Raw genomic sequence first — 23,417 nt, 5'->3', positions numbered from 1 at the left:
GTGGCCTTCCTTGGAAGTGGGGAGGTGGCAGGGACGGGAGGGCTCAGCGCTCGGCGACGGGGATCTCGTAGGGCTGGAGGTCTTCCGTGCACTGGCCAGGGGTCTCGGGGGTCGGGAAGACGGGGGCGGCGATCGCGCACGTCTGGCCCTGGACCTGCTTGATGTGGTTGCCGGGGCCGGAGACGGAGGCGGTGAGCAGACGGTCGAGATCCTCGCCGTCCGCCGTGCCGCAGCCGGTGAAGGCCGGGATGCTCGTCTCGCCGGACAGCGTGCCGCCGCTCAGCAGCAGGTAGCCGGTGGCCTCCTGGCCGAGGATCTGCTCGCCGCGGCCGTAGAGCACCAGGTGGTCACCGGGATGATTGGCCGGATCCGGGTCGGCGGAGGTGAGGGACGTCTCGGTCCGGCAGTCGGGGCCGACGTCCAGGGGCGTCCCGTTGACCTCCAGATCGGTCACGTGCACGACCAGCGGCGCCCGGACGTAGGTGTCCGTGACCGTGGTGAAGTCGGACAGGCGCAATTTGATCCGCGAGTCGATCCGGATGGGCCCGGTCTGCTCCAGCACCATCGTGGCCCTGACCGGCGCGAAGTCGAAGGACAGGAAGGTGCTCGGGAACGGCGGTGTCTCCTTGCGCCCCTGGTAGTGGAAGTTCGCCCACGACACCGTGTCGAAGATGATGTGTTCCGGGTCGGGCGGGCCGTCCACGGGGATCCCCTGCTCGATCAGCAGGCAGGACGGCGGGAGGTAGGCGGCGCCCTTCATCTTGTTCACGTTGGCGTAGCCGGTGACGTAGGCGTTGAGCGACACGTCCGTGGGCGGGTGCTGCTCGTCGTAGCGGCACGGCGGCACGTCGTCGCGGTCCGGGGCGGCGCCGGGCGGCGTCTCCAGCACCTCGGGCGACCGGTCTCCCTGCCGCTCCTCCTGTCCGTGCCCCTGCGCCTCCCGGTCCGGGGTGCGGGAGGCCCCGTCCGGACCGGACGGTGAACCGCTCGGGCTCGGAGAACCGTCCGCACCGACCCGCACGGTGGCCAGCAGCCCCTGGTCGGGCGCGTCCTCGGCGAGGGTGCAGCCGACGGTGAGCGAGTCGGAGCCGGAGTCGGAGCCGGCGTCGGGGCCGGTGGCAGCGTGCCGTGGGTCGGCCGGGTCCGTGGCGGCCGGGTCCGCCGCGTCGAGGGCCAGGTCGACGGCGAGGGTGCCCGCCGTGAACGTCAGGTCTCCGTCGCCCCGGCCGGCCACCGAGGGGACGTCGCCCTTCGAGACCAGCGTCAACGGCCCCGACCCGGGCAGCGCGACGGGCTCGGCGCCGCCTCGCCAGGTCGCCTTCGCCGTCGCCTCGTTCTGGGCGACGCCCACCGCCAGCCGGGTCGCCGCCCGCACCTGGGCCGCGCCGCGCCCGGTGAGGTCCGCGACGGCCTCCGCCGGGAGTTCGACGGTGGTGGTGACGCCGGACGGCGAGAAGGTCTCGCCCGCGTCGGCCCGTTCCGGGAACTCCGCCGATATCCGTACCGTCGTGGGCAGTTGCCCCGACGGGAGGGTGCAGACGTAGGGGAGTTCGACCTCGATCTCCTGGGTGCCCGAGGCGGAGGCCGTGGTCGGGATCAGGGCGGCGAGCACGACGAACGCGGCGATCGACGTGGTCCGGGCACGGACCCGGGGCGGCCGGGGTACGGCTGCTCGTTGGGCTTTCATGCGACTCCGCTCGGATGGCTCGGGCAGCGTGGGCGGTCGGGCATGGTCGCGCAGGGGCGGATGGCTCGGGCCCGCGAACGCCCGGCCGGGGTGCCGGCCGGGCGGACGTGAGGGGCGGCGGTGGCCTACGGGTTGGAGCCGACGATCGTCGGGATGGCGTTGGTGCTCTTGACCTTGACGGCGTAGTTGCCCTTGAAGGTCGGCTTGGTGGCCGTGGTGACCACGGAGCCGCAGTTGACCGGCGCCGGGCTGCTGCTGACCGACAGGTCGCCCACGACGCTGTTGACCGCGAGCACACCGGTGGAGTTGGTGTAGGTGGCCGAGGCCTTGCCCACCACCGTGAACTTGCAGGCGCCGGCGGTGACCTGCGCCTTGACGTTGCCGACGTGGCCCTTGGTGACGCCCGTCGAGGCGTTGTAGTCCACCGCGACGACGTCCCAGGGGGTGACCGAGGTGGTGGTGACGTTGCCCAGGACACTGGTGCACGGTGAACCGGACGAGCCGAAGGTCATGGTGGTGATGTCGGCGACGTCCCCGGGGTTGCCGGTGGTGCTGTTCATCGTGCCCTCCGCTCCCGAGACCGTGCAGGTCATCGGGATCGTGGCGGTCAGCACGATGTTGCCGACGTTCGTGGCCTTGAACGCGGCCGGCGAGGGGGTGACGGTCCACACCGTGGAGGGCACCGCCGAGGACGGGCCGACGGCGAGGCCCAGCGCCGACGCGGCCGCGCAGACCACGATGGCCGACCTTCTCGTGTTCTTCTTCATGGCTCGGGACTCTCCTTGAGGGTTGACCGGCGAAGACGGGCCTGACGTTACTCGCGGGAAACTTAGCCGAACAATGCGGTAGTCCATGATTCTTTTAAAAGTGGGACCACCTGTTTCCGGGGTGAGTGATCCGCGCTTCTCCTTGCTCACGTGGCGCCAAGTCCGGGAAATGTGAACGGCGTACGGGCTGTTCACGGCGGTGTCGCTCCCATCGGGTCCTGATGCTCACCGGCCGACAAGTTTCCGAGCGGTTTTTGTGTCCTGCCTGACAGGTTCCGGATGGCCGAAGTCGGCATCCCGGAAAACTCCGATTCCGGTGTTGCCCGCCGAGGTTACTCGGCCGTAACGTGCCGGTGTGGTGCTCGGTTCCAGGTCGGTGGCCCCCGTCGGCCGGAGCCATGACGGACACTTTTCGGCCCTCCCTCCATCGGGTCCGGGTGCCCGTCGGCAGGGTCCCGCGGGGCCACACCCCCCGGAACCGCGCGACCCTGCCCTGTCTCCCCGGAGACAAGTGCGGGGCCGCCGTGTTGTCTGCGCGGTGACAAGTTCGCCAGGGCGGCCGGAGATCCGGTGCCGACCCGTTGTCAGTGCGCTCCGCGCCGAATTAACGTGCGCCCGCAGCGCGTATCCGATTGACGTCCGCTGGAGGTGATATGGGAATCGAAGTAGTGGTCGAGGGTCTGACCAAGTCCTTCGGTAAGCAGAGCATCTGGCGGGACGTATCACTCACTCTTCCGGCCGGCGAGGTCAGTGTGATGCTGGGCCCGTCCGGAACTGGTAAGACCGTTTTCCTGAAGTCGCTCATAGGACTGCTCAAACCCGAGAAGGGCCGTGTCCTCATCAACGGAGTGGACATGGTGAACAGTCCGGAAAGAGACGTCTACGAGACCCGGAAACTCTTCGGTCTCATGTTCCAGGACGGTGCCCTCTTCGGGTCCATGTCCCTTTTCGACAACATCGCCTTCCCGCTGCGCGAACACACCCGCAAGAAGGAGTCCGAGATCCGTCGCATCGTCATGGAGCGGATCGAGGTCGTCGGGCTGCTGGGCGCGGAGGGAAAGCTTCCCGGGGAGATCAGCGGAGGCATGCGCAAGCGCGCCGGACTGGCCCGCGCGCTCGTCCTCGACCCGCAGATCATCCTGTGCGACGAACCGGACTCCGGGCTCGACCCGGTCCGCACCGCCTACGTCTCCCAACTGCTGATCGACCTGAACGCGCAGCTCGACGCGACGATGCTGATCGTCACCCACAACCTCGACATCGCCGCCACCGTCCCCGACAACATGGGGATGCTCTTCCTGCGCGAGCTGGTCACCTTCGGCCCGCGCGAGGTGCTGCTCACCAGCGACGAGCCGGTCGTGTCCCAGTTCCTCGGCGGCCGGCGCGAGGGCCCCATCGGGATGTCCGAGGAGAAGGACGCGGCCACGCTCGCCGCCGAGGCGGGTGCCGCCTCCGGCGTCCCCGCCGCGCCCCGGGTGATCGTCCCGCAGCTCGAACCGTCGCCCGGCCTGCCGCCGCGCAAGGCCGTCGCCCGACGACGTCAGCGTGTCATGGGCATGATCGACACGCTGCCGCCCGCCGCGCGGTCCGCCATCCGGGAGACCTACGCGAAGGACTCCGAGGCGGCCACCCTGCCGATGCCCGCCGCCGGGAGCGGCGCGTGATCACCGGCGCGCTGCGGCAGACCGGCCGGCTCTTCGCGCTCGCCGCCGAGGTCGTCCGGGCCGTCTTCCGACGGCCCTTCCAGTTCCGCGAGTTCGTCGAGCAGTTCTGGTTCGTCGCGAGTGTGACCATCCTGCCCGCCGCCCTCGTGTCGATCCCCTTCGGCGCCGTCATCGCCCTCCAGGTCGGCTCGCTCACCGAGCAGCTGGGAGCCCAGTCGTTCACCGGGGGCGCCAGCGTCCTCGCCGTCGTCCAGCAGGCGAGCCCGCTCATCGTGGCCCTGCTGATCGCCGGCGCCGGCGGCTCGGCCATCTGCGCCGACCTCGGCTCCCGCAAGATCCGCGAGGAACTCGACGCCATGGAGGTCATGGGCGTCTCGCCGGTGCAGCGACTCGTGGTGCCCCGGGTCCTGGCCGCCATGGGCGTGGCGGTCCTGCTCAACGGCCTGGTCTCCGTCGTCGGCATCCTCGGCGGCTACTTCTTCAACGTCGTCATGCAGGGCGGCACCCCCGGCGCCTACCTCTCCAGCTTCTCCGCCCTCGCCCAGCTGCCCGACCTGTACGTCAGCGAACTCAAGGCGCTGGTCTTCGGGTTCATCGCGGGCATCGTCGCCGCCTACCGCGGCCTCAACCCGCGCGGCGGCCCCAAGGGCGTCGGCGACGCCGTCAACCAGTCCGTCGTCATCACCTTCCTCCTGCTCTTCTTCGTCAACATGGTGATGACGGCCGTCTACCTCCAGATCGTCCCGCCGAAGGGAGGCTGACCGATGGCCTCCCCGCTCGTCTGGCTCGACCGGTCCGGCGACCAACTGCTGTTCTACGTACGGGCCCTGCTGTGGATACCGCGGACCCTGCGCCGCTACCTCAAGGAGGTGCAGCGCCTCCTCGCCGAGGTGGCCTTCGGCTCCGGCGGCCTCGGCGTCATCGGCGGCACCATCGGCGTGATGATCGCGATGACGCTCTTCACCGGGACCGTCGTCGGACTCCAGGGCTACGCGGCCCTCGACCAGATCGGCACCGCCGCGTTCACCGGATTCGTCTCCGCCTACTTCAACACCCGCGAGATCGCGCCCCTCGTCGCCGGACTCGCCCTCTCCGCGACCGTCGGGGCGGGCTTCACCGCCCAGCTCGGCGCCATGCGCATCAACGAGGAGGTCGACGCCCTGGAGGGCATGGGCATCCGCTCCATGCCCTACCTGGTCACCACCCGCATCATCGCCGGCGTGGTCGCCATCGTCCCGCTCTACGCGATCGGGCTGCTCTCCTCCTACCTCGCCTCCCGCTACGTGACCGTCCTGTTCAACGGGCAGTCGCGCGGGACGTACGACCACTACTTCAACCTCTTCCTCTCCCCGACGGACGTGCTGCTCTCCGTACTGAAGGTGCTGATCTTCAGCGTGATGGTGATCGTCGCCCACTGCTACTACGGCTACCGCGCCTCGGGCGGTCCCGCCGGCGTCGGCGTCGCCGTCGGCCGGTCCGTGCGCAACGCCATCGTGCTGATCAGCGTCACCGACTTCTTCCTGTCGCTGGCCCTGTGGGGCGCGACCACGACCGTGAAGGTGGCGGGGTGAGATGAGCGGACCGCGGGGAAAGACGCTGGGCCACCGGTTCGCCGGGGTGGTGTTCCTGCTGGTGCCCGCCCTGCTGATCTGGCTGGCCGTCGCCGTCTACGACAAGGAGTTCACCGAGTCCGATCCGGTGGTCGTGGAGACCGGCAGCGCCGGCAACCAGATGCACCCGGGCGCCGAGGTGAAACTGCGCGGCGTCGTCGTCGGCGAGGTCCGCGACATCGACGCCGACGGTGCCGGGGCCCGGCTCACCCTCGCCATGAAACCCGGCTCCCTGGACCACGTACCGGCCGACGTGCGCGCGCAGATGCTGCCGACCACCCTGTTCGGCGAGCGGTTCGTGGCCCTCGTACCGCCCGCGAACCCCTCGGCCGAGCCGCTGGCCGCCGGAGCCGTCGTCCCCCAGGACCGCTCCGCCAACGCCATCGAACTCCAGCAGGTGCTCGACGACGTCCTGCCGATGCTCACCGCCGTCCAGCCGCAGAAGCTCGCCGCCACCCTGTCGGCCGTCTCCCAGGCACTGGAAGGGCGCGGCGAGCGGCTCGGCGAGACGCTGAGCCTGCTGGACGAGCACCTGGAGGAGTTCAACCCCAACCTGCCCGCCCTCAACCGCGACCTCAAGGAACTCGTGAAGGTCAGCCACGTCTACGCGGACGCCGCGCCCGACATCATCACGGCGCTCACCGACTTCACCACCACCAGCGGCACCCTCGCCGAGCAGGAGGCCGAACTCGCCGCCACCCTCGGCGCCACCACCCGGACCTCCGAGGACGTGACCGCCTTCCTGCGCAAGAACCAGGACAACATCATCCGGCTGAGCGCCACGAGCAGGCCGACCCTGGAACTGCTCGCCGAGTACTCCTCGGCGTTCCCCTGCACCCTGCGCACCCTCGCCGAGTTCGTCCCGGCCATGGACAAGGCGCTCGGCAAGGGCACCGACCGGCCCGGCATCCACGTCGACGTCACCACCGTCCCCTCGCGCGGCGCCTACCGCCCCGGCCGCGACACCCCGGTGTACGACTCCGGCGGCGGCCCCCGCTGCCCCTCCGTGCCGTACGCCGGCGCACTGCCCCGGCCCACCGCGCGGACCGCGTCCACCGCGGCGGACCAGGACCTCGGGCCCGCCAACTCCCCGTCCGAGAACGACCTCGTCAACGAACTCCTCGCCCCCGCCGCCGGCGAGAGCCCCGAAGACCTGCCCGACTGGAGCAGCCTGCTCGTCGGCCCCGTCTACCGCGGTACGGAGGTGACGCTCCGATGACCGGTGCCGACAGCGCGCACACCCGGCGCCGCCCGCTGACCGGGCCGCTGCTCAAGTCCCTCGTCTTCGTGGTGGTCACCGCCCTCGCCACGACCGTGCTCGGCCTCGGCGTCGCCGGCGGCGGTGCCGGCTCCGACTCCGGCGCCCGGACCTACAAGGCCCTGTTCACCGACGTCACCGGGCTCATGGACGGCGACAGCGTGCGCATCTCCGGCGTGCCGGTCGGCGAGGTGACCGACGTACGCGTCGTGCACCGGCGCACCGCGCAGGTCACCTTCACCGTCAGCGAGGACCGCACGCTGCCCCGGTCGACCACCGCCGCCGTGAAGTACCTCAACATGGTCGGCCAGCGCTACGTCGCCCTCGGCCGCGGCAGCGGCGACCTCACCGGCACCCTCCCGGAGGGCGGCACGGTCCCGCTCGACCGCACCACGCCCGCGCTCGACCTGACCCTGCTCTTCAACGGCTTCAAGCCGCTCTTCGAGGGGCTCTCCCCGAAGGACGTCAACGAACTCGCCGGGTCGATCGTGCAGGTGCTCCAGGGCGAGGGAGCCACCGTCGACAGCCTGATCCGCCACATCGGCTCCCTCGGGACGACCGTCGCCGCCAAGGACAAGGTGATCGGCCAGGTCGTCCAGAACCTCACCACCGTCCTGGACACCCTCAACGACCGCGAGGACAGCTTCGACGACCTCGTCGTCACCCTCCAGCAACTCGTCACCGGCTTCAACGAGGACCGCAAACCCCTGGGCAAGGCCGTCACGGCCATGGGCGAACTCACCACGGTCACCGCCGGCCTCTTCGAGGACGGCCGGGAGCCCCTCAAGAAGGACATCCGCGAACTGGGCCGGCTCTCGGCCAACCTCGGCGAGCACACCCCGCAGATCGAGGACTTCCTCGAACGGACCCCCGCCAAGATGACCGCCCTGACGCGCCTGTCCTCCTACGGATCGTGGTTCAACCTCTACCTCTGCGAGGCCCGCGTGAGCGGAGTGACCACCTCCGACGGCTCCGAACCGCCTACCGGTATCGCGATCACCGAATCGAGGTGCCGCGGATGAGGCGCCCGCACCTCAAGCCCGTCAAGGAACGCGACCCCGTCGGCGTCGGCCTCGTCGGACTGCTCGTCCTCGCCGTGATCGCCATCCTCGTCTACAACGTGGACCGGCTGCCGCTCGGCGGCTCCACCTCCTACAGCGCCGACTTCTCCGAGGCCGCGGGCCTGGACGAGGGCGACGAGGTGCGCATCGCCGGCGTCAAGGTCGGCAAGGTCACCGGCGTCGCCCTCGACGGGCCCAAGGTGAAGGTCACCTTCGAGGTCGAGGACGCCTGGCTCGGCGACCGGACCACGGCCGCCATCGCCATCAAGACCGTCCTCGGCGACAAGTACCTGGCGCTCGACCCGCTCGGCGCCGCCCGCCAGGACCCCGGCAGGCGCATCCCGCTGACCCGCACCACCTCCCCGTACGACGTCACCCAGGCGTTCCAGGACCTCAGCGGCACCGTCGACGACATCGACACCCAGAAGCTCGCGGAGAGCTTCGAGACTATCTCCGCCACCTTCGCCGACTCCCCGCCCCACGTCCGCAAGGCCGCCACCGGCCTGTCCGACCTGTCCCGCTCCGTCTCCAAGCGCGACTCGGAACTGTCCGAACTCCTCAAGGGCAGCGCCAAGTTCACCAACACCCTGGAGAACAAGAAGTCCAGCTTCGAGACCCTCATCGAGGACGGCGGCTCACTCCTCGGCGAACTGCGGGACCGCCGCGCCGCCATCAGCGCCCTGCTCAAGGGCAGCCAGGACCTCGGCATCGAACTCGGCGGCCTCGTCAAGGACAACGAGAAGCAGCTCGGCCCGACCCTCAAGGCGCTCGGCCGCGTCACCGGTGTCCTGGAGAAGAACAACACCCAGCTCGGCAAGACCCTCGCACTGGTCGGCCCGTACTACCGCCTGGTCGGCAACACCCTCGGCAACGGCCGCTGGTTCGACAGCTACCTGTGCGGCGTCGTGCCCCGCGCCTACCTGCCCGAGACCTCCCAGCCCGAGACCGGATGCCTGCCGCCGAAACAGCCGGCCGCGGCCCAGGGGAGCGGTGAGTGATGAACCGACGCCGGAAGATCGTCACCGGTCTGCTCGCCCTCGTGGTGCTCGCGGCCGCCGGACTGGTCACCGCCCGCGCCCTCGAAGCGGACGGCACCCGCCTCACCGCCTACTTCGACCGCGCCATCGGCGTCTACGCCGGATCCGACCTGCGCGTCCTCGGCGTCCGGGTCGGCGAGGTGGAGTCGGTGCGGCCGCAGGGCACCACGGTCCGCGTCGGCCTCCGCCTGGACGAGGGGGTGCGGGTCCCCGAGGGCGCGCGGGCCGTCGTCGTCGCACCGAGCGTCGTCTCCGACCGCTACGTCCAGCTCACCCCCGCCTACGCCAGGGGCCCCGCCCTCGCCGACGGCGCCGTCCTGCCCGCCTCCCGCAACCACGTCCCCGTCGAGATCGACCAGATCTACGACTCCATCACCGAACTCGGCGACGCCCTCGGCCCGGACGGCGCCAACTCCGAGGGCGCCCTGTCCGAACTGCTGCGCACCGGCGCCGCCAACCTCGACGGCAACGGCGAGGCCATCGGCACCGGCGTCGAGGAGTTCGGCAAGGCGGCCAAGACCCTCGACGGCAGCAGCGGCGACCTGTTCAAGACGCTCAGCAGCCTCCAGACCTTCACCACCATGCTGAAGGACAAGGACACCGACGTGCGCACCGCCCAGGAACGCCTGGACGAGGTCGTCGGCTTCTTCGCCGACAACAAGGACGACCTCACCGGCGCGCTGGAGGAACTCGGCAAGGCCCTCGGCCAGGTCAAGACCTTCATCGAGGACAACCGGGGCGAGCTGAAGAAGAACGTCGACCGGCTCGTCCCCATCACCCGGACCCTGGTCGAGCAACGGGCCTCGCTGGCCGAGGCGCTGGACGTGGCACCACTGGCTGCGGGCAACGTCGTGAACGCCTACAACCCCGACACCCGCACCCTCGACGGCCGCGCCAACCTCAACGAGATCAGCATCGGCGGCCCCCTGCTGCCGCTTCCCGTGACGGGCGCCACCGACGGGACGAAGGGAGACGGCCGATGAAGCGCGGCACCCTCACCGCCGGCCGGGCCGCCGGACTGACCGCGGGCGGACTGATCGCCCTCGGTCTCGGCTTCGTCCTGGCCGTCGGCGGGATCACCGTCGTGCCCCGCGGCTTCGGCGGCCTCGACGACCTGCCGCTGCCCGGCGGCGCCGACCTCGGCGACCACCCCCGCACCGTCACCGCGGAACTCCAGGACGTGCTCAGCCTGGTCCCGCACTCCGCGGTGCGCGTCAACGACGTGGCCGTCGGCCGGGTCACCGGCATCGAACTCGGCGAGGACGACTGGTCGGCCCGCGTCACCATGGAGATCAACGGCGAGGTGCGGCTGCCCGCCGACACCACCGCGCGGCTCGAACAGTCCAGCCTGCTGGGAGAGAAGTACGTCCAGCTCGTCGCACCCGCCGAGGACACCGGCGCCGGCCCCCTCGAGGACGGAAGCGTCATCCCGCTGGCCCGCACCGGGCGCAACACCGAGGTCGAAGAGGTGTTCGGCGCGCTGTCCCTGCTGCTCAACGGCGGCGGCGTCAGCCAGCTCAAGACCATCACCCGGGAACTGGGAGCGGCGCTCGGCGGCCGCGAACCCGAGGTCCGCTCCATGCTCAAGCGGGTCAACACCCTGGTCGGCGACCTCGACGACCACCGGGGCGACATCACCGACGCCCTCGACGCCGTCAACCGGCTCTCCTCCACCCTCGCCACCCGCAAGGAGGACGTCGGCACCGTCCTCACCGGCCTCTCGCCCGGCCTGAAGACGCTGGAGAAACAGCGCGGCTCCCTGCTGACCATGCTGCGCTCCCTCGACACGCTCTCCGGCGTCGCCGTCTCCACGATCAACGCGAGCAAGGACGACATGATCGCCGACCTCAAGGCCGTCGCGCCGACACTGAAGGCGCTCGCCGACGCGGGCACGGACCTGCCCGACTCGCTCCAGGTGCTGCTGACCTACCCGTTCACCGACGAGGTGCTGCGCGGTGTGAAGGGCGACTACCTCAACACGTACCTGAGCATGGTCGCCGTGCCCGGCACCGAGGTGATCCCGCCGATCGTGCCCGAGGGCACACCGGCGAAGAAGCGGTCCTCCGCACCGGCGGAGCAGCGGTCCGCCGCACCCCTGCCGCTGCCCTCCGTGACCGAGCCCGGAGGTGAGCGCGGGTGATCACCCTCGCCGTACGGCTGAAGAACCTCGCCTTCCTGCTCGTCGCCGTCCTCGCCCTCTCCTACCTCGGCATCCGCTACGCCGACCTCGGCCGGTACGTGGGCGTCGCCGACTACTACACCGTCGACGTACAACTACCGCGCACCGGCGGGCTGTTCACCCACTCCGACGTCACCTACCGGGGCGTCTCGGTGGGCCGCGTCGGCCCGATCGACCTCACCGCCGAGGGCGTCGTCGCCGAACTGCGCATCAAGAAGTCCGCGCCCCGCATCCCCGCCGACACCAAGGCCGTGGTCGCCGGGCTCTCCGCCGTGGGCGAGCAGTACATCGACCTGCGGCCCGAGAGCGACGGCTCCCCCTACCTGGCCGACGGCGCCCGCGTCGAACAGGCCGACACCCAGGTGCCCGCACCCGTCACCGACGTCCTCACCAGCGTCGACGACCTCGTGGGCTCCGTCCCGCTGGAGGATCTGCGCACGGTCGTCGACGAGTTCGGCAAGGCATTCGAGGGGCACGGCGACGACCTCCAGGTGCTGCTCGACAGCGGCAGCGACTTCGTGGAGGCCGCCGACCGGGCCCTGCCGTCCACCACGCTGCTCATCAACGACGGCGAGACCGTCCTGCGCACCCAGGCCGAGGAGTCCGAGGCCATCCGCGGCTTCGCCGTCGGAGCCGAGGAACTGGCCGCCGCCCTCAAGGGCTCGGACGCCGACCTGCGCCGCCTCCTCGCGGTCACCCCCGAAGCCGCCACCCAGGTCAGCGGCCTACTGCGGGACCTCGACCCGAGCCTGGGCGTCGTCCTCGCCAACCTCCTCACCACCTCCGAGGTCGCCGTCACCCGGCAGCGCGGCATCGAGGAACTCCTCGTGAAGTACCCGGCGGCCGTCTCCGCCGGTGCCACCGCCGTCGACGGAGGGAAGCTGAACCTCGGCATGGCCGTCACCTTCTTCACCCCCCTGCCCTGCACCGACGGATACGGCGGCACGCGCTACCGCAACGGCCTCGACCTCGGCACCGCGCCCGCCCTCAACACCGACGCGGCCTGCACCGCCCCGGCCTCCGGCGGGTCCAACGTGCGCGGCTCGGGGAACGCCCCGAAGGGCGGCGCGGTACCCGAACCCGCCCGGCCCGGCTCCCTGCCCTCGGGCGGCGCCGGCACCAAGGGCAGCGGCGGCGGCGAGGCACTCCCCGGCGCCCTCGCGCTCCCCGGACAGAGCGGCGAGGCACCGTCCGACCTGTCCGCGCTCCTCACCCCGGCCACCGGCGGTGCGCGGTGAGGCGGGCGCGGATCCTCACCGGAGCGGCGCTCGCCCTGGCCCTCGGCGTCTGCGCCACCGGTGCCTGGACGTACGCCCAGGCGCGCACCGACGACTCGCTCGCGTACGGCAGGGAGCGGGACGAGGCGCTCGCCGACGGCCGCGAGGGCATCGCCGTACTCACCACGCTCGACGCCTCCACCCGGCAGCGGGCGGAGCGCAGCATCCGGGACTGGCGCGCCGTCTCCACCGGGCCGCTGCGCGAGGAACTCGGCGACACCGAGCCCGCCGCGGGCTCCTCGGCGCGCGCCACGGTCACCGAGGCCGCCGTCACCGCGCTCGACACCCGGTCCGGCACGGCCAAGCTCATCGCCACGGTCCGCGTCGAGGTCACGCCCGCCACGACGAAGAGGCCGGCCACCGACCGCAAGCGCCTGGAGGCGGTCCTGGCCCGCACCGGCGAGGGGGAGTGGAAGGTGCGAGCGCTGAGCGCCGTACCGGTCGAGGGGGAGAAGGAGGGCGAGGAGCGATGACGCCGACGTGGCTGCTGGGCAGGGGCGGTGCACCGGAGCCCGGCACGGACACCGGCCCGGCCCCGGAGGCGGAACGCGCCACCGGCACCGACCCCGCGGACGCGCGCGGCGACGTCCCCGCCGGGCGGCCGCCGGGCGGGCGCCTGCGGCGGGCCGTGCCGACCGCGGCAGCCGCCGTCCTCGTCCTCGGCGGCTGCGGCTTCTTCTACGCGGCCCACCAGGTGAGGTCGGCCGCGCCCGCCCGCAACCACGCGCTCACCGACACCGAGGCCACCTCCCGCGTCGCCGGCGACGTGGGCAACGCCCTCGCCCGGATCTTCTCCTACACACCGGACGGCACCGCGGCCGCCGAGCGCTCCGCACGCACCGTGCTCGACGGCCGCGCCGCCCGCCAGTACGAAACCCTCTTCGCCCGGGTCCGCGACGACCTCACCGAACAGCGCGTCACCCTGAGCACCCGGGCCGTCCGCACCGGAGTGATCGAACTCGACGGCGACGAGGCCCGCCTGCTGGTCTTCCTCGACCAGACCTCCCGACGCGGAAGCGCCAAGGACGACACCAAAAACAACGCCGAGGACGAGGCCAAGGACGCGACCACCACCGCCGCGGCCCAACTCACGGTCACGGCACGGCTCCAGGACGACCGCTGGCGGATCGTCGACCTCAAGGCCCGCTGAACATGCGGCAGACGGGAGTACCCATGAAACGCGCGGCCCGCGTCCGCACCGCACTCCGCCTCCGGCCGCTGCCGGCCCTGGCCCTCGCGCTCACCCTCGTCGCGGGCGGCTTCGCGGCGTGGGCGGGCCAGGACTGGTACGGGGCGGCCCACGACGAGCAGGCCGCCTACGCCGAGCAGCGGGACGCGGCGCTCAGCGCCGGGGAGCAGGCCGTGCAGAACCTCAACACGCTCGACCACCGCGAGCTGCAGCGGGGCCTGGACCTCTGGGAGTCGTCGACCACCGGCGAGCTGCACGAACAACTGGCCTCCGGCCGGGCGGAGTTCGCCGACCAGGTGAAGGAGGCGAAGACGGTCAGCACGGCCAGGGTGCTCTCGGGCGCCGTCACCGAACTCGACGACCGCGCCGGCCGTGCGCGTGTGCTGGTCGCCCTGCGCGTCACCGTCAAGGCGTCCGACGGATCGAAGTCCGACAAGGACAGCCGCATGCTCGGCGAACTCACCCGGACCGACGGCCGGTGGAAGCTGAGCGCCCTGGGCCAGGCACCCGTGGGCGGCGCGCCGGCCGGCTGACCGGTCCCGTACCCGCAGAAGCCGGCCGCAGCGAGGAGGACACCGCACATGTCGACGACCCGTCACCACATCAACCGCCAGCGGCGCCGCCAGGCCCGCGAGACCCGGCCCACCTCCGGTGGCACGGCCGTCCTGACGTCCCCGGAGGCCGCCGAAGCGCCGCCGCCCTCCGCGCGGAAGCCGAAGCCGAGGCCGGCCGCCGCCGAGGCCGAGCGGGCGAAGCCCACCCCGGCCGGACGGCGCCGGCCACTGGGCCTGGTGCTGCTCTGCGCGCTGACGGTGCTCCTCGGCGTCTTCGCGGGCTGGGCGCACGCGGAGGCCGGGGCGCTCCGGGACGAGCCCGCGCGCGGCAACACCGCGCTGACCGACCTCGCCCGCACCAGCGAGATCAAGGGACAGACGACCAAGGCCGTCGACCGGCTCTTCTCCTACGACCACGCCGACCCCGGCGCCCTCGACAAGGCGGCCCGGGACCTTCTGACGGGCAAGGCCCTCGCCCAGCACCGGGAGCTGCTCGCCGACGTCCGCGAACGGGCCGACCGGCAGAAGGCGGTGATCACCACGACGGTCACCGAGAGCGCGGTCGAACGGATCGACGGCGACCGGGCCCGGGTCCTCGTCTACGCCGACCAGAGCAGTGTCGCCACCACCGGCACCAAGGCGGGCGAGAAGGCCGGCCAGGGGAAGGACGCCGCCGAGGACCAGGGCGTGTACGCGGCGGCCATGCTCGCCGTCGACGTCGTGCACCGCGACGGACGCTGGCTGGTCTCCGCCCTCGACACCTTCGGCCGCTGAGGCCCGCCCTCCCACAACGTCTCCGACGGATCCGACAGGAGTGACGACCATGTCCGTACGCCGTGCCCGGCACCGGTACGCCGGCCGGAGCCGCAGGAGACTGCGCACCACCGCCCTCGCCGTGGCGGCCATGGCGGCCCTCACCGCCTCCCAGGCCCCAGGACTCACCGGGGATGCGAAGGACACCCACGCCGGACCGGCCGCCGACGACCTGAGCCTCTCGCCGCCGGGCGGCCCGTTCGCCGCCCTCGCGCCACCCGGCGACGGCTCCTACCACACCGAACTCCCGCCCCTGACGACGCGTCACGGCACCCCGCTCCCACCGGTGCTCGGGCGGGCGATCCGCGCCCAGTCCGGCATCCCCGCCACCGTGCTGCGCGCCTACCGCGCCGCCGGGTCCTCCGTCGGCAGGACGGACCCCGGCTGCCGGCTGCCCTGGGAACTGCTCGCGGCGATCGGCAAGGTCGAGTCCGGCCAGGCGCGCGGCGGCGCGGTCGACCGGAAGGGCACGACGCTGAGCCGCATCACCGGGCCGCCGCTGAACGGCCGGGGCTTCGCCCTGATCCGGGACACGGACGGGGGCGCCCACGACGGCGACACGGTCTACGACCGGGCGGTGGGCCCGATGCAGTTCCTGCCCTCCACCTGGGCCCGTTGGGGTGCGGACGGCAACGATGACGGCCGCGCCGACCCGAACAACGTCTTCGACGCGGCCCTGGCGGCCGGACACTACCTGTGTGCGGGCGACCGGGACCTGGGCCGGGCGGCGGACCTGGACCGGGCGGTCCTCAGCTACAACAACTCCCGCTCCTACCTTCAACTGGTCAGGTACTGGCTGGAGTTCTACAGCCGGGGCGTCCACACCGTGCCCGACGGCGAGGGCGTCGTCCCCAGGAGTCCCGGTGCGGGCGGCGACACCCCGGCGACCGCCCCCCTGGACGGCGGGGACGGCGGGGACGGCGAGGGCGGCGGCGAGGACGACGGCATCGTCGTCGGCCCGGACCCGACCACGACCCCGGGCGGCGCCGAGCCCTCCCCCTCCCGGCCCGCACCGTCGGGCCGCCCCTCCACCCCGACGAGGCCCCCGACGAGCCAGGGGCCCTCCACGCCGCCCACGGGGACACCCACCGAGAGCCCCACCGGGAACCCGTCACCGTCGCCGGACCCGACCGACCCGAGCCCTTCGCCGACCGCGACGGACGACTGCTCACCGGAACCGGGTAGTCCGTCGCCCGACCCCACGGCCACCCCGACCGGCTCACCCTGCCCGGCCCCGTCCACCGCCTCGCCCACCTCGGCCACTTCGACGGAGGGGTAGCGGCCGACGCTGCCCGGCGCTCAGCCCGCCCGGCCCATCCCGGCGGCGTTCGGCCAGCCCGTCGCCGGGACCGACTCCAGTCCGTTGGTGCCCCTGACCTGGGCGGCCGTGAGGCCACCGTGGGCGGGGACGCCGGGCGGGGTGGGACCCACGGGCGGGTAGGGTGCCGCGGCCGCGGCCGCCGCCGGGGCGGGCGCGGGCATCGGCATGGGCGCGGGCGCCGGGGCCGGTGCGGGCATGGGCTGGGGGACCGGTGCCGGCTGGGGGACCGGCACCGGCCCGGGGTACGGCGCCGGCTGGGGGACCGGCGCCGGGGGCGGCACCTGAGGGGCCACCGCGGCGGGGAGCGGCATGCCGGTGCCGGCGGCCGGAGCGGCGGCGATCCCCGGGACACCGGCACCGGCGGCCTGGGCGGCGATCGCCCGCATGCCGGCCCCGTTGGTCTGGGTCATCAGGCGGTCCACCGCCGCCGTGCCCGAGCTGTAGCCGGTCCCTGTGGCCGGCTCGGGCACGGCGGCTCCCCTCCTGGACCCGTAGAGCACCTGTTCCAGGCCGGACACCAGGCGACGTACGTCCACCTGGGGGCGCACCACGAGCCGCAGGAAGCGGCTGGACGAACCGATCTTGTTGCCGCACTCACGGACCAGGACCCGGTGCTCGGTGAGCATGCGGTCCCGGACGACGGTGCCCTCCGCGCCCACCGGGAGGCGCACGAAGAGGAAGTTGCCCTGGGAGGGGTAGACGGTCAGTCCGGGCAGCGCGGACAGCTGGCCGGCCATCTCCAGCCGGTCGCGGCGGACCTGGTGCAGGCTCTGCGCGTACTCGGCGCCGTGGTCGCGGAGCATGAACACCACGTGCTCCGCGAAGGAGTTGAGGTTCCACTTGGGGAGCATGGCGCGCACCCGGCCCGCGAGCGCCGGGTTGGCGACCAGGTAGCCGAAGCGGATGCCGTGCAGGCCGAAGTTCTTGCCGAGGCTGCGCAGCACGACGACGTTGGGGCGCAGCATCGCCTCCTGGACCACACTGGGTTCCGCCTCCGCGTCGGCGAACTCCAGGAACGACTCGTCGACGACGACCAGGTCCCGGTCCGCCATCGCGTCCATGAACTGCACCAGCGCCTGCTTGTGCAGATAGCCGCCGTCGGGGTTGTTGGGGTTGCAGACGACGGCGACCCGGGTGCCGCGGGCCCGGATGAACTCGGCGTACCGGGCGAGGTCGAGGGCGAAGCCGCCGGCCTCCTGGAGCGGGAACATGTCGACCCGCTTGCCGGTCTCCATGGGCTGGTCGGTCCAGCGGCCGAAGGTGGGGACGGGGACGGCGAGGGACTCCCGCACCAGCAGGTGGTCGATCCAGGTGATCAGCTCCGTGGAGCCGTTGCCCATCGCCACGCACTGCGGCGGAAGCTGGAGCAGGCTGCACAGTTCGGCGGTGATGGTGTCGGCGCTGCTCGGGTAGTACGTGATGATGTCCCGCAGCCGGACGGCCATCTCGTCGAACATCGCCGGGGTGGGGAAGTACGGATTGCACGGTATGCAGAAGTCCACCGGGCCGGCGCCCGCCTCGTCCCCGCCCTCCCGCGTCAGCGCAGCCATCGACGGGCTGTGCGCCGCGGTGCTGCGGAACAGCGAGGTGACGTTGCCGGACAAGGGGACCTCCGTAAGTGGGCGGCCCGCGCGGGGAGATGCGGGCCGCCCTTACATACGGAGGCGGGAGGGGCGTCGTTCAACGCGTGTGAAGAAAGTGTGCCCTCACGCGCCGAACGAGTGCACCGTCGAGGTCCGGTACGTCTGTCCGGGCCGCAGCACCGTCGACGGGAACGACGGCTGGTTCGGCGAGTCCGGGAAGTGCTGCGTCTCCAGGCACAGGGCGTCGCCCTGGCGGTAGAGCGCGCCGCCCGTCCCGGTCAGGGTGCCGTCCAGGAAGTTGCCCGAGTAGAACTGGAGGCCGGGCTGGTCGGTGGCGATGCGCAGGGTGCGGCCCGAGGCGGGGTCGCGCAGGGTGGCGACGTGCTCGGGGCGGTCGGTGACGCCCTTGTCCAGCACCCAGTTGTGGTCGAAGCCCTTGGCGGTGACCAGCTGCGGATGGTTGTCCCGGATGTCCCGGCCCACGGGCTTGCCCCGGCGGAAGTCGAAGGGCGTCCCGGACACCCGCGCCAGTTCACCGGTCGGGATCAGGCCCGCGTCGGTGGGCGTGTAGCGGGAGGCGGCGATCGACAGCTCGTGGTCCTCGACCGTGCCGCTGCCCTCACCGGCCAGGTTCCAGTAGACGTGGCTGGTGAGGTTGACGACGGTGGCCCGGTCGGTGGTGGCCGCGTAGTCGACGCGCCAGTCCCCGCGCCGGGTGAGCGTGTACGTCACCCGTGCCCGGAGCGTGCCCGGGTAGCCCATCTCGCCGTCGACGCCGGTGTAGTGCAGCACCAGGCCGACGTCGGGGCCCTCGGTGAACGGCTCGACGTCCCACACCCGCTTGTCGAAGCCTCGCGCGCCGCCGTGCAGGCTGTGCTCGCCGTCGTTGACGGAGAGTTGGTACTCCTCGCCGTCCAGGGTGAAGCGGCCCTTGCCGATGCGGTTGCCGTAACGGCCGATCAGGGCGCCGAAGTAGGGGCTGGAAGCCACGTAGTCGTCGAGGTTGTCGAAGCCCAGGGAGACGTTCGCGTGGCGGCCCCGGCGGTCGGGGATCTCCAGCGACTGGACGGCCCCGCCGTAGGAGAGCACCTTCATCCGGGTGCCGCCGTTCTCCAGCGACCAGCGGTACACCTTCGTCCCGTCGGCGAGCCTGCCGAAGAGTTCCTTCACCGGCTTCGAGCCTCCCGTGGCGTGTGCGGTGCCGCCGAGGGTGGCGGCGGTGAGACCGGCTGCGGCCGCGCCGGCGATGACCGTGCGCCTGTTCAGTTCCATATGGCAACTCCTCGAGTGGGTTGATGGAAGCGCTCCTTCAGGGGCGCGGCGAACTGCGCGACCGGTCACCACCGGACCGCGGTCTCCGTACGGTCCGAATGGACCGCCTCTCTAAGAACCGACCCGCCGCTTGTTCCACACGTCGAACCCGACCGCGGCCAGCAGCACCGCGCCCTTGATGACCTGCTGCCAGTCGGTGCCGATCCCGACGAGGTTCATGCCGTTGTTCAGCACGCCCAGGACGAGACCGCCGATGATCGCGCCGAGGACCGTGCCGACGCCGCCGCTCATCGACGCACCGCCGATGAACGAGGCGGCGATGGCCTCCAGTTCGAAGTTGAGGCCGGCCTTGGGGGAGGCCGCGTTGAAACGGGCGGCGAAGACCAGACCGGCCAGCGCCGCGAGCATGCCCATGTTCAGGAAGACCAGGAAGGTGACCTTCTTGTCCTTCACGCCGGAGAGCTTGGCGGCGGGCAGGTTGCCGCCGATGGCGTAGATGTGGCGGCCGAGGATCGCGTTGCGCATCAGGTAGCCGAAGCCGACGACCAGCACGCCCAGGATGAGGAGCACCACCGGCGCGCCCTTGTAGCTGGCGAGCAGCAGCGTGACGACGAGGACGGCGGCGACCAGCGCGACCACCTTGAGCAGGAACAGCTTGGCCGGCGGCACGTCGAGGGAGAACTCCTGCTGCCGCCGGCGGTCGCGGACCTCCTGGTAGATGACGAAGGCGATCAGGGTGAAGCCCAGGAGCAGCGTCAGGTTGTGGTAGTTGGTGTTCGGACCGACCTCGGGCAGGAACCCGTTGGCGATCTTCTGGAGGTCCTTCGGGAACGGGCCGAGCGTCTGGCCCTTCAGGAAGATCTCCGTCAGACCGCGGAAGAGCAGCATGCCCGCGAGGGTCACGATGAAGGACGGTATGCCGAGATAGGCGATGAAGAACCCTTGCGTCGCCCCCGCCGCCGCGCCGATGGCGAGACAGAGCACCACCGCGAGCGGCCACGGCAGATCGTTGTCGACCATGAGCACGGCGGCCATCGCGCCGATGAACGCCGTCAGCGAGCCGACCGACAGGTCGATGTGGCCCGCGATGATGACGAGCATCATGCCGATCGCGAGGATCAGGATGTAGCTGTTCTGCAGCACCAGGTTGGACACGTTGCGCGGCAGCAGCAGGTCGCCGTCGGACCACACGGCGAACAGCGCCACGATCAGGCCGAGCGCCATCAGCATGCCGTACTGCCGCATGTTGCGGCGCATGCCGTCGAGCATCAGCCGCAACAGGCCGTCGCCGGCGGCTGATCCGCCCTTGCCGGGCGGCGCGGGGGCCGGGGTCTTGGCGGTCACGTCCGTGCTCATCGCGTTACCTCTTTGTCCGTCTTGTCCTTCGTCATCCGACGCATCAGCGCTTCCTGCGAGGCCTCGGCCCGCGAGAACTCACCCGTCAGCCGTCCCGCGGCCATCGTGTAGATGCGGTCGCACATGCCGAGCAGCTCCGGCAGCTCGGAGGAGATGAAGACGACCGCCTTGCCCTGGGCGGCCAGTCGGTCGATGACCGTGTAGATCTCGTACTTGGCGCCCACGTCGATGCCGCGGGTGGGCTCGTCCAGGATCAGCACCTCGGGACCCGCGAAGATCCACTTGCTGAGGACGACCTTCTGCTGGTTGCCGCCGGACAGCTTGCCCACCGGCTCGAAGACGGTCGGCGCCTTGATGTTCATGGACTTGCGGTAGCCCTCGGCGACCTGCCGCTCGCCGTGCTCGTCGACGACACCCCGCTTGGAGACCTTGCCGAGAGCGGTCAGCGAGATGTTCCGGTTGATGGTGTCGATGAGGTTGAGGCCGTAGTGCTTGCGGTCCTCGGTGACGTACGCGATGCCGTGCTTCACCGCCTCGGGGACGGTCTTCGTACGTATCTCGGTGCCGTCCCTGAGGACGGTGCCGGCCGCGTGCCGGCCGTAGGTGCGGCCGAAGACGCTCATCGCCAGCTCGGTGCGGCCGGCGCCCATGAGCCCGGCGATGCCGACGATCTCGCCGCGCCGGACCTGGATGGAGACGTCGTCGACCACCTTGCGCTGCTGGTCGATGGGGTGGTGCACGGTCCAGTTGCGGATCTCCAGGGCGGGCGCGGCCCCCTCTTCGGGATGGTGCGGCGTCCGGTCCGGGAAGCGGTTCTCCAGGTCGCGGCCGACCATCCCGCTGATGATCCGGTCCTCGGTCGTCTCGGCCGCCTTCACGTCGAGCGTCTCGATGGAGCGCCCGTCGCGCAGGATCGTGACCGAGTCGGCCACCCGGCGGATCTCGTTCAGCTTGTGCGAGATGATGATCGCGGTGATGCCCTGTTCCTTCAACTGGAGGATCAGGTCGAGGAGTTTGCCGCTGTCCTCGTCGTTGAGCGCTGCCGTCGGCTCGTCGAGGATGAGCAGCTTCACCTTCTTGGACAGCGCCTTGGCGATCTCCACGAGCTGCTGCTTGCCCACCCCGATGTCGGCGACCCGGGTCTCCGGGTGCTCGTCCAGACCGACCCGGCGCAGCAGCTCGGCGGCGTGCCTGAGGGTGTCGTTCCAGTTGATCAGGCCGCGCTTGGCGTGCTCGTTGCCGAGGAAGATGTTCTCCGCGATGGACAGATACGGCACCAGCGCCAGCTCCTGGTGGATGATCACGATGCCGTGCTGTTCACTCGCCCGGATGTCCTTGAACCGGCAGGTGTCGCCCTCGAAGAGGACGTCCCCTTCGTAACTGCCGTGCGGATGGACGCCGGAGAGCACCTTCATCAGGGTCGACTTGCCGGCGCCGTTCTCCCCGCAGATGGCGTGGACCTCGCCCTGGCGAACGGTGAGCGTGACGTCCGACAGCGCTTTGACACCGGGAAAGGTCTTGACGATCGAGCGCATTTCCAGGACGGGTCCCGCCATGGTCGTGCCTTCCAATCCTTGAGGGAGCCCGGTTACTTGAGGTCGTCCGCGCTGTAGTAGCCGCCGTCGACGAGGACCTTCTCGTAGTTGGTCTTGTCGACGCTGACCGGCTCGAGCAGGTAGGCGGGGACGACCTTGGATCCGTTGTCGTAGGACTTGGTGTCGTTGACCTCGGGCTTCTTGTCGTTCAGTACCGCTTCGACCATGTTCGAGGCGACCTTGGCCAGCTCGCGCAGGTCCTTGAAGACGGTCTGGGTCTGCTGGCCCGACTTGATCGACTTCACCGAGGCGATCTCGGCGTCCTGGCCGGTGACGACGGGCATGGGCTTGCTGCCGGAGCCGTAGCCGTCCGACTTCAGGGCGGACAGGATGCCGATGGAGATGCCGTCGTACGGCGAGAGCACCGCGTCGACCCGGGCGCTGCGGTAGCTGGAGGTGAGCAGGTCGTCCATGCGCTTCTGCGCGGTGCCGCCGTCCCAGCGCAGGGTGGTGACCTGGTTGAGGTCGGTCTGCTTGGACCGTACGACCAACTGGCCCTTCTCCATGTAGGGCTTCAGGGCGTTCATCGCGCCCTGGAAGAAGTACCTGGTGTTGTTGTCGTCGTTGGAGCCGGCGAACAGCTCGATGTTGAAGGGGCCCTTCTTGCCCTCCTTCAGACCGAGCTTGTCGACGATGTAACCGCCCTGCAGTTCGCCGACCTTCTCGTTGTCGAACGAGGCGTAGTAGTCGACGTTCTCCGTGCCGAGGATCAGCCGGTCGTAGGAGATGACGGGGATGTCGGCGTCCTTGGCCTGCTGCATGACGTTGCCCAGGGACTTGTTGTCGATCGCGGCCACGATCAGCGCGTCCACGCCCTGCGTGATCATGTTCTCGAGCTGCGAGACCTGCTGGTCCGGGTCGTCCTCGCCGAAGACGAGCTTGGTCTCGAACCCCTTGGCCTTCAGTTCCTTCTCGACGTTGGCGCCGTCGGTGATCCAGCGCTCGGAGGACTTGGTCGGCATCGCGATGCCTACGGTGGCGCCGTCGGCGCCGCCCTTGTCCTCCTCGCTGCCACCCTCGCTGTTCTGGCCGCAGGCGGTCAGTGTCAGGGCGAGGGAGGCGGCGGAGGCTATGGCGGCGAGTGCGGCTCTGCGGTTGCGCATGGTCATCATCCTCGATGTGGGTCAGGGCTCGGTCCGAGAGCAGGTGTGTGGGATTGTGCGCGGCTGTGTCTTCTTTTGAGAAGGGAGTTTC

21 protein-coding genes are annotated in these 23,417 nt (G+C 71.1%); 14 read left to right on the top strand and 7 right to left on the bottom strand.

Annotation, left to right across the window (positions count from 1 at the left end):
* Nucleotides 1-43: 43 nt before the first annotated feature.
* Both OIE75_RS11540 and OIE75_RS11535 read right to left on the bottom strand, forming a co-directional pair.
* Entirely contained in the window at nucleotides 44-1,687 is a 1,644-nt protein-coding gene (locus OIE75_RS11540; RefSeq protein WP_329470660.1) for a DUF6801 domain-containing protein, read from the bottom strand.
* A gap of 125 nt (nucleotides 1,688-1,812) precedes the next feature.
* The gene (locus OIE75_RS11535; protein ID WP_307011841.1) at nucleotides 1,813-2,454 is read right to left on the bottom strand and encodes a hypothetical protein; all 642 of its coding nucleotides are present in this window, start codon (nucleotides 2,452-2,454) and stop codon (nucleotides 1,813-1,815) included.
* Between the two features lie 653 nt (nucleotides 2,455-3,107).
* Between OIE75_RS11535 and OIE75_RS11530 the strand changes: the two genes are divergently transcribed.
* Genes OIE75_RS11530 through OIE75_RS11465 form a run of 14 tightly spaced genes read left to right on the top strand, consistent with a single transcriptional unit; the run spans nucleotide 3,108 to nucleotide 16,375 of the window.
* Nucleotides 3,108-4,118, top strand: coding sequence for an ABC transporter ATP-binding protein (locus OIE75_RS11530; protein ID WP_307011839.1), 1,011 nt, complete (start codon nucleotides 3,108-3,110; stop codon nucleotides 4,116-4,118).
* Nucleotides 4,115-4,879: an MlaE family ABC transporter permease gene (locus OIE75_RS11525; RefSeq protein ID WP_064727728.1), complete on the top strand. Its 765-nt coding sequence runs from the start codon at nucleotides 4,115-4,117 to the stop codon at nucleotides 4,877-4,879. Before OIE75_RS11530 ends, OIE75_RS11525 begins: the two co-directional genes overlap by 4 nt.
* Nucleotides 4,880-4,882: 3 nt before the next feature.
* Nucleotides 4,883-5,689: an MlaE family ABC transporter permease gene (locus OIE75_RS11520; RefSeq protein WP_122620285.1), complete on the top strand. Its 807-nt coding sequence runs from the start codon at nucleotides 4,883-4,885 to the stop codon at nucleotides 5,687-5,689.
* Between the two features lies 1 nt (nucleotide 5,690).
* Nucleotides 5,691-6,947: an MCE family protein gene (locus OIE75_RS11515; RefSeq protein ID WP_122620286.1), complete on the top strand. Its 1,257-nt coding sequence runs from the start codon at nucleotides 5,691-5,693 to the stop codon at nucleotides 6,945-6,947.
* Nucleotides 6,944-8,008, top strand: a complete 1,065-nt coding sequence (locus OIE75_RS11510; RefSeq protein ID WP_329470656.1) for an MlaD family protein — start codon at nucleotides 6,944-6,946, stop codon at nucleotides 8,006-8,008. Before OIE75_RS11515 ends, OIE75_RS11510 begins: the two co-directional genes overlap by 4 nt.
* Nucleotides 8,005-9,045 carry an MCE family protein gene (locus OIE75_RS11505; protein WP_329470654.1) on the top strand — a complete coding sequence of 347 codons (1,041 nt, stop codon included), beginning with the start codon at nucleotides 8,005-8,007 and terminating at the stop codon, nucleotides 9,043-9,045. The genes OIE75_RS11510 and OIE75_RS11505 overlap by 4 nt, the downstream gene beginning before the upstream one ends.
* Nucleotides 9,045-10,067 carry an MCE family protein gene (locus tag OIE75_RS11500; RefSeq protein WP_329470652.1) on the top strand — a complete coding sequence of 341 codons (1,023 nt, stop codon included), beginning with the start codon at nucleotides 9,045-9,047 and terminating at the stop codon, nucleotides 10,065-10,067. The genes OIE75_RS11505 and OIE75_RS11500 overlap by 1 nt, the downstream gene beginning before the upstream one ends.
* Nucleotides 10,064-11,224 (top strand): MCE family protein, encoded by a 1,161-nt coding sequence (locus tag OIE75_RS11495; protein ID WP_307011831.1) that lies wholly within the window; start codon nucleotides 10,064-10,066, stop codon nucleotides 11,222-11,224. The genes OIE75_RS11500 and OIE75_RS11495 overlap by 4 nt, the downstream gene beginning before the upstream one ends.
* Nucleotides 11,221-12,501 (top strand): MlaD family protein, encoded by a 1,281-nt coding sequence (locus tag OIE75_RS11490; RefSeq protein ID WP_329470648.1) that lies wholly within the window; start codon nucleotides 11,221-11,223, stop codon nucleotides 12,499-12,501. Before OIE75_RS11495 ends, OIE75_RS11490 begins: the two co-directional genes overlap by 4 nt.
* A complete protein-coding gene (locus OIE75_RS11485) occupies nucleotides 12,498-13,013 on the top strand; it encodes a hypothetical protein (protein WP_329470646.1) in 516 nt (171 codons plus the stop codon). Before OIE75_RS11490 ends, OIE75_RS11485 begins: the two co-directional genes overlap by 4 nt.
* A complete protein-coding gene (locus tag OIE75_RS11480) occupies nucleotides 13,010-13,690 on the top strand; it encodes a hypothetical protein (RefSeq protein ID WP_329470644.1) in 681 nt (226 codons plus the stop codon). Before OIE75_RS11485 ends, OIE75_RS11480 begins: the two co-directional genes overlap by 4 nt.
* Before the next feature lie 23 nt (nucleotides 13,691-13,713).
* Nucleotides 13,714-14,262: a nuclear transport factor 2 family protein gene (locus OIE75_RS11475; protein WP_307011822.1), complete on the top strand. Its 549-nt coding sequence runs from the start codon at nucleotides 13,714-13,716 to the stop codon at nucleotides 14,260-14,262.
* A gap of 48 nt (nucleotides 14,263-14,310) precedes the next feature.
* The gene (locus OIE75_RS11470) at nucleotides 14,311-15,057 is read left to right on the top strand and encodes a hypothetical protein (RefSeq protein ID WP_329470643.1); all 747 of its coding nucleotides are present in this window, start codon (nucleotides 14,311-14,313) and stop codon (nucleotides 15,055-15,057) included.
* Between the two features lie 49 nt (nucleotides 15,058-15,106).
* Nucleotides 15,107-16,375 carry a lytic transglycosylase domain-containing protein gene (locus OIE75_RS11465; RefSeq protein ID WP_329470642.1) on the top strand — a complete coding sequence of 423 codons (1,269 nt, stop codon included), beginning with the start codon at nucleotides 15,107-15,109 and terminating at the stop codon, nucleotides 16,373-16,375.
* Nucleotides 16,376-16,395: 20 nt separating this feature from the next.
* Here OIE75_RS11465 and OIE75_RS11460 read toward each other — a convergent pair whose 3' ends face one another.
* From OIE75_RS11460 to chvE, 5 genes are all read right to left on the bottom strand, one after another.
* A complete protein-coding gene (locus OIE75_RS11460; RefSeq protein WP_329470641.1) occupies nucleotides 16,396-18,021 on the bottom strand; it encodes a pyridoxal phosphate-dependent aminotransferase in 1,626 nt (541 codons plus the stop codon).
* A 102-nt stretch (nucleotides 18,022-18,123) separates the two neighbouring features.
* Nucleotides 18,124-19,272: an aldose epimerase family protein gene (locus OIE75_RS11455; protein ID WP_329470639.1), complete on the bottom strand. Its 1,149-nt coding sequence runs from the start codon at nucleotides 19,270-19,272 to the stop codon at nucleotides 18,124-18,126.
* 111 nt (nucleotides 19,273-19,383) lie between these two features.
* On the bottom strand, nucleotides 19,384-20,628 hold the full coding sequence (mmsB, locus tag OIE75_RS11450; RefSeq protein WP_307011813.1) for a multiple monosaccharide ABC transporter permease: 1,245 nt from the start codon (nucleotides 20,626-20,628) through the stop codon (nucleotides 19,384-19,386).
* Nucleotides 20,625-22,184: a multiple monosaccharide ABC transporter ATP-binding protein gene (mmsA, locus tag OIE75_RS11445; RefSeq protein ID WP_307011811.1), complete on the bottom strand. Its 1,560-nt coding sequence runs from the start codon at nucleotides 22,182-22,184 to the stop codon at nucleotides 20,625-20,627. Before mmsA ends, mmsB begins: the two co-directional genes overlap by 4 nt.
* A 32-nt stretch (nucleotides 22,185-22,216) precedes the next feature.
* Entirely contained in the window at nucleotides 22,217-23,326 is a 1,110-nt protein-coding gene (gene chvE / locus OIE75_RS11440; RefSeq protein ID WP_307011810.1) for a multiple monosaccharide ABC transporter substrate-binding protein, read from the bottom strand.
* Between the last annotated feature and the right edge of the window lie 91 nt (nucleotides 23,327-23,417).

It is taken from the genome of Streptomyces sp. NBC_01723, from assembly GCF_036246005.1.
Taxonomy (GTDB): domain Bacteria; phylum Actinomycetota; class Actinomycetes; order Streptomycetales; family Streptomycetaceae; genus Streptomyces.
The sequence above is the reverse complement of the archived record's forward strand: the minus strand, read 5'-3'. Positions and strand labels throughout refer to the sequence as shown.

What these genes read in the sequence shown, in the direction of transcription:
- OIE75_RS11540 (WP_329470660.1), bottom strand. Translation starts at nt 1,687, where the DNA reads ATGAAAGCCCAACGAGCAGCCGTACCCCGGCCGCCCCGGGTCCGTGCC.
- OIE75_RS11535 (WP_307011841.1), bottom strand. Translation starts at nt 2,454, where the DNA reads ATGAAGAAGAACACGAGAAGGTCGGCCATCGTGGTCTGCGCGGCCGCG.
- OIE75_RS11530 (WP_307011839.1), top strand. Translation starts at nt 3,108, where the DNA reads ATGGGAATCGAAGTAGTGGTCGAGGGTCTGACCAAGTCCTTCGGTAAG.
- OIE75_RS11520 (WP_122620285.1), top strand. Translation starts at nt 4,883, where the DNA reads ATGGCCTCCCCGCTCGTCTGGCTCGACCGGTCCGGCGACCAACTGCTG.
- OIE75_RS11515 (WP_122620286.1), top strand. Translation starts at nt 5,691, where the DNA reads ATGAGCGGACCGCGGGGAAAGACGCTGGGCCACCGGTTCGCCGGGGTG.
- OIE75_RS11510 (WP_329470656.1), top strand. Translation starts at nt 6,944, where the DNA reads ATGACCGGTGCCGACAGCGCGCACACCCGGCGCCGCCCGCTGACCGGG.
- OIE75_RS11505 (WP_329470654.1), top strand. Translation starts at nt 8,005, where the DNA reads ATGAGGCGCCCGCACCTCAAGCCCGTCAAGGAACGCGACCCCGTCGGC.
- OIE75_RS11500 (WP_329470652.1), top strand. Translation starts at nt 9,045, where the DNA reads ATGAACCGACGCCGGAAGATCGTCACCGGTCTGCTCGCCCTCGTGGTG.
- OIE75_RS11495 (WP_307011831.1), top strand. Translation starts at nt 10,064, where the DNA reads ATGAAGCGCGGCACCCTCACCGCCGGCCGGGCCGCCGGACTGACCGCG.
- OIE75_RS11480 (WP_329470644.1), top strand. Translation starts at nt 13,010, where the DNA reads ATGACGCCGACGTGGCTGCTGGGCAGGGGCGGTGCACCGGAGCCCGGC.
- OIE75_RS11475 (WP_307011822.1), top strand. Translation starts at nt 13,714, where the DNA reads ATGAAACGCGCGGCCCGCGTCCGCACCGCACTCCGCCTCCGGCCGCTG.
- OIE75_RS11470 (WP_329470643.1), top strand. Translation starts at nt 14,311, where the DNA reads ATGTCGACGACCCGTCACCACATCAACCGCCAGCGGCGCCGCCAGGCC.
- OIE75_RS11465 (WP_329470642.1), top strand. Translation starts at nt 15,107, where the DNA reads ATGTCCGTACGCCGTGCCCGGCACCGGTACGCCGGCCGGAGCCGCAGG.
- OIE75_RS11455 (WP_329470639.1), bottom strand. Translation starts at nt 19,272, where the DNA reads ATGGAACTGAACAGGCGCACGGTCATCGCCGGCGCGGCCGCAGCCGGT.
- mmsB (WP_307011813.1), bottom strand. Translation starts at nt 20,628, where the DNA reads ATGAGCACGGACGTGACCGCCAAGACCCCGGCCCCCGCGCCGCCCGGC.
- mmsA (WP_307011811.1), bottom strand. Translation starts at nt 22,184, where the DNA reads ATGGCGGGACCCGTCCTGGAAATGCGCTCGATCGTCAAGACCTTTCCC.
- chvE (WP_307011810.1), bottom strand. Translation starts at nt 23,326, where the DNA reads ATGCGCAACCGCAGAGCCGCACTCGCCGCCATAGCCTCCGCCGCCTCC.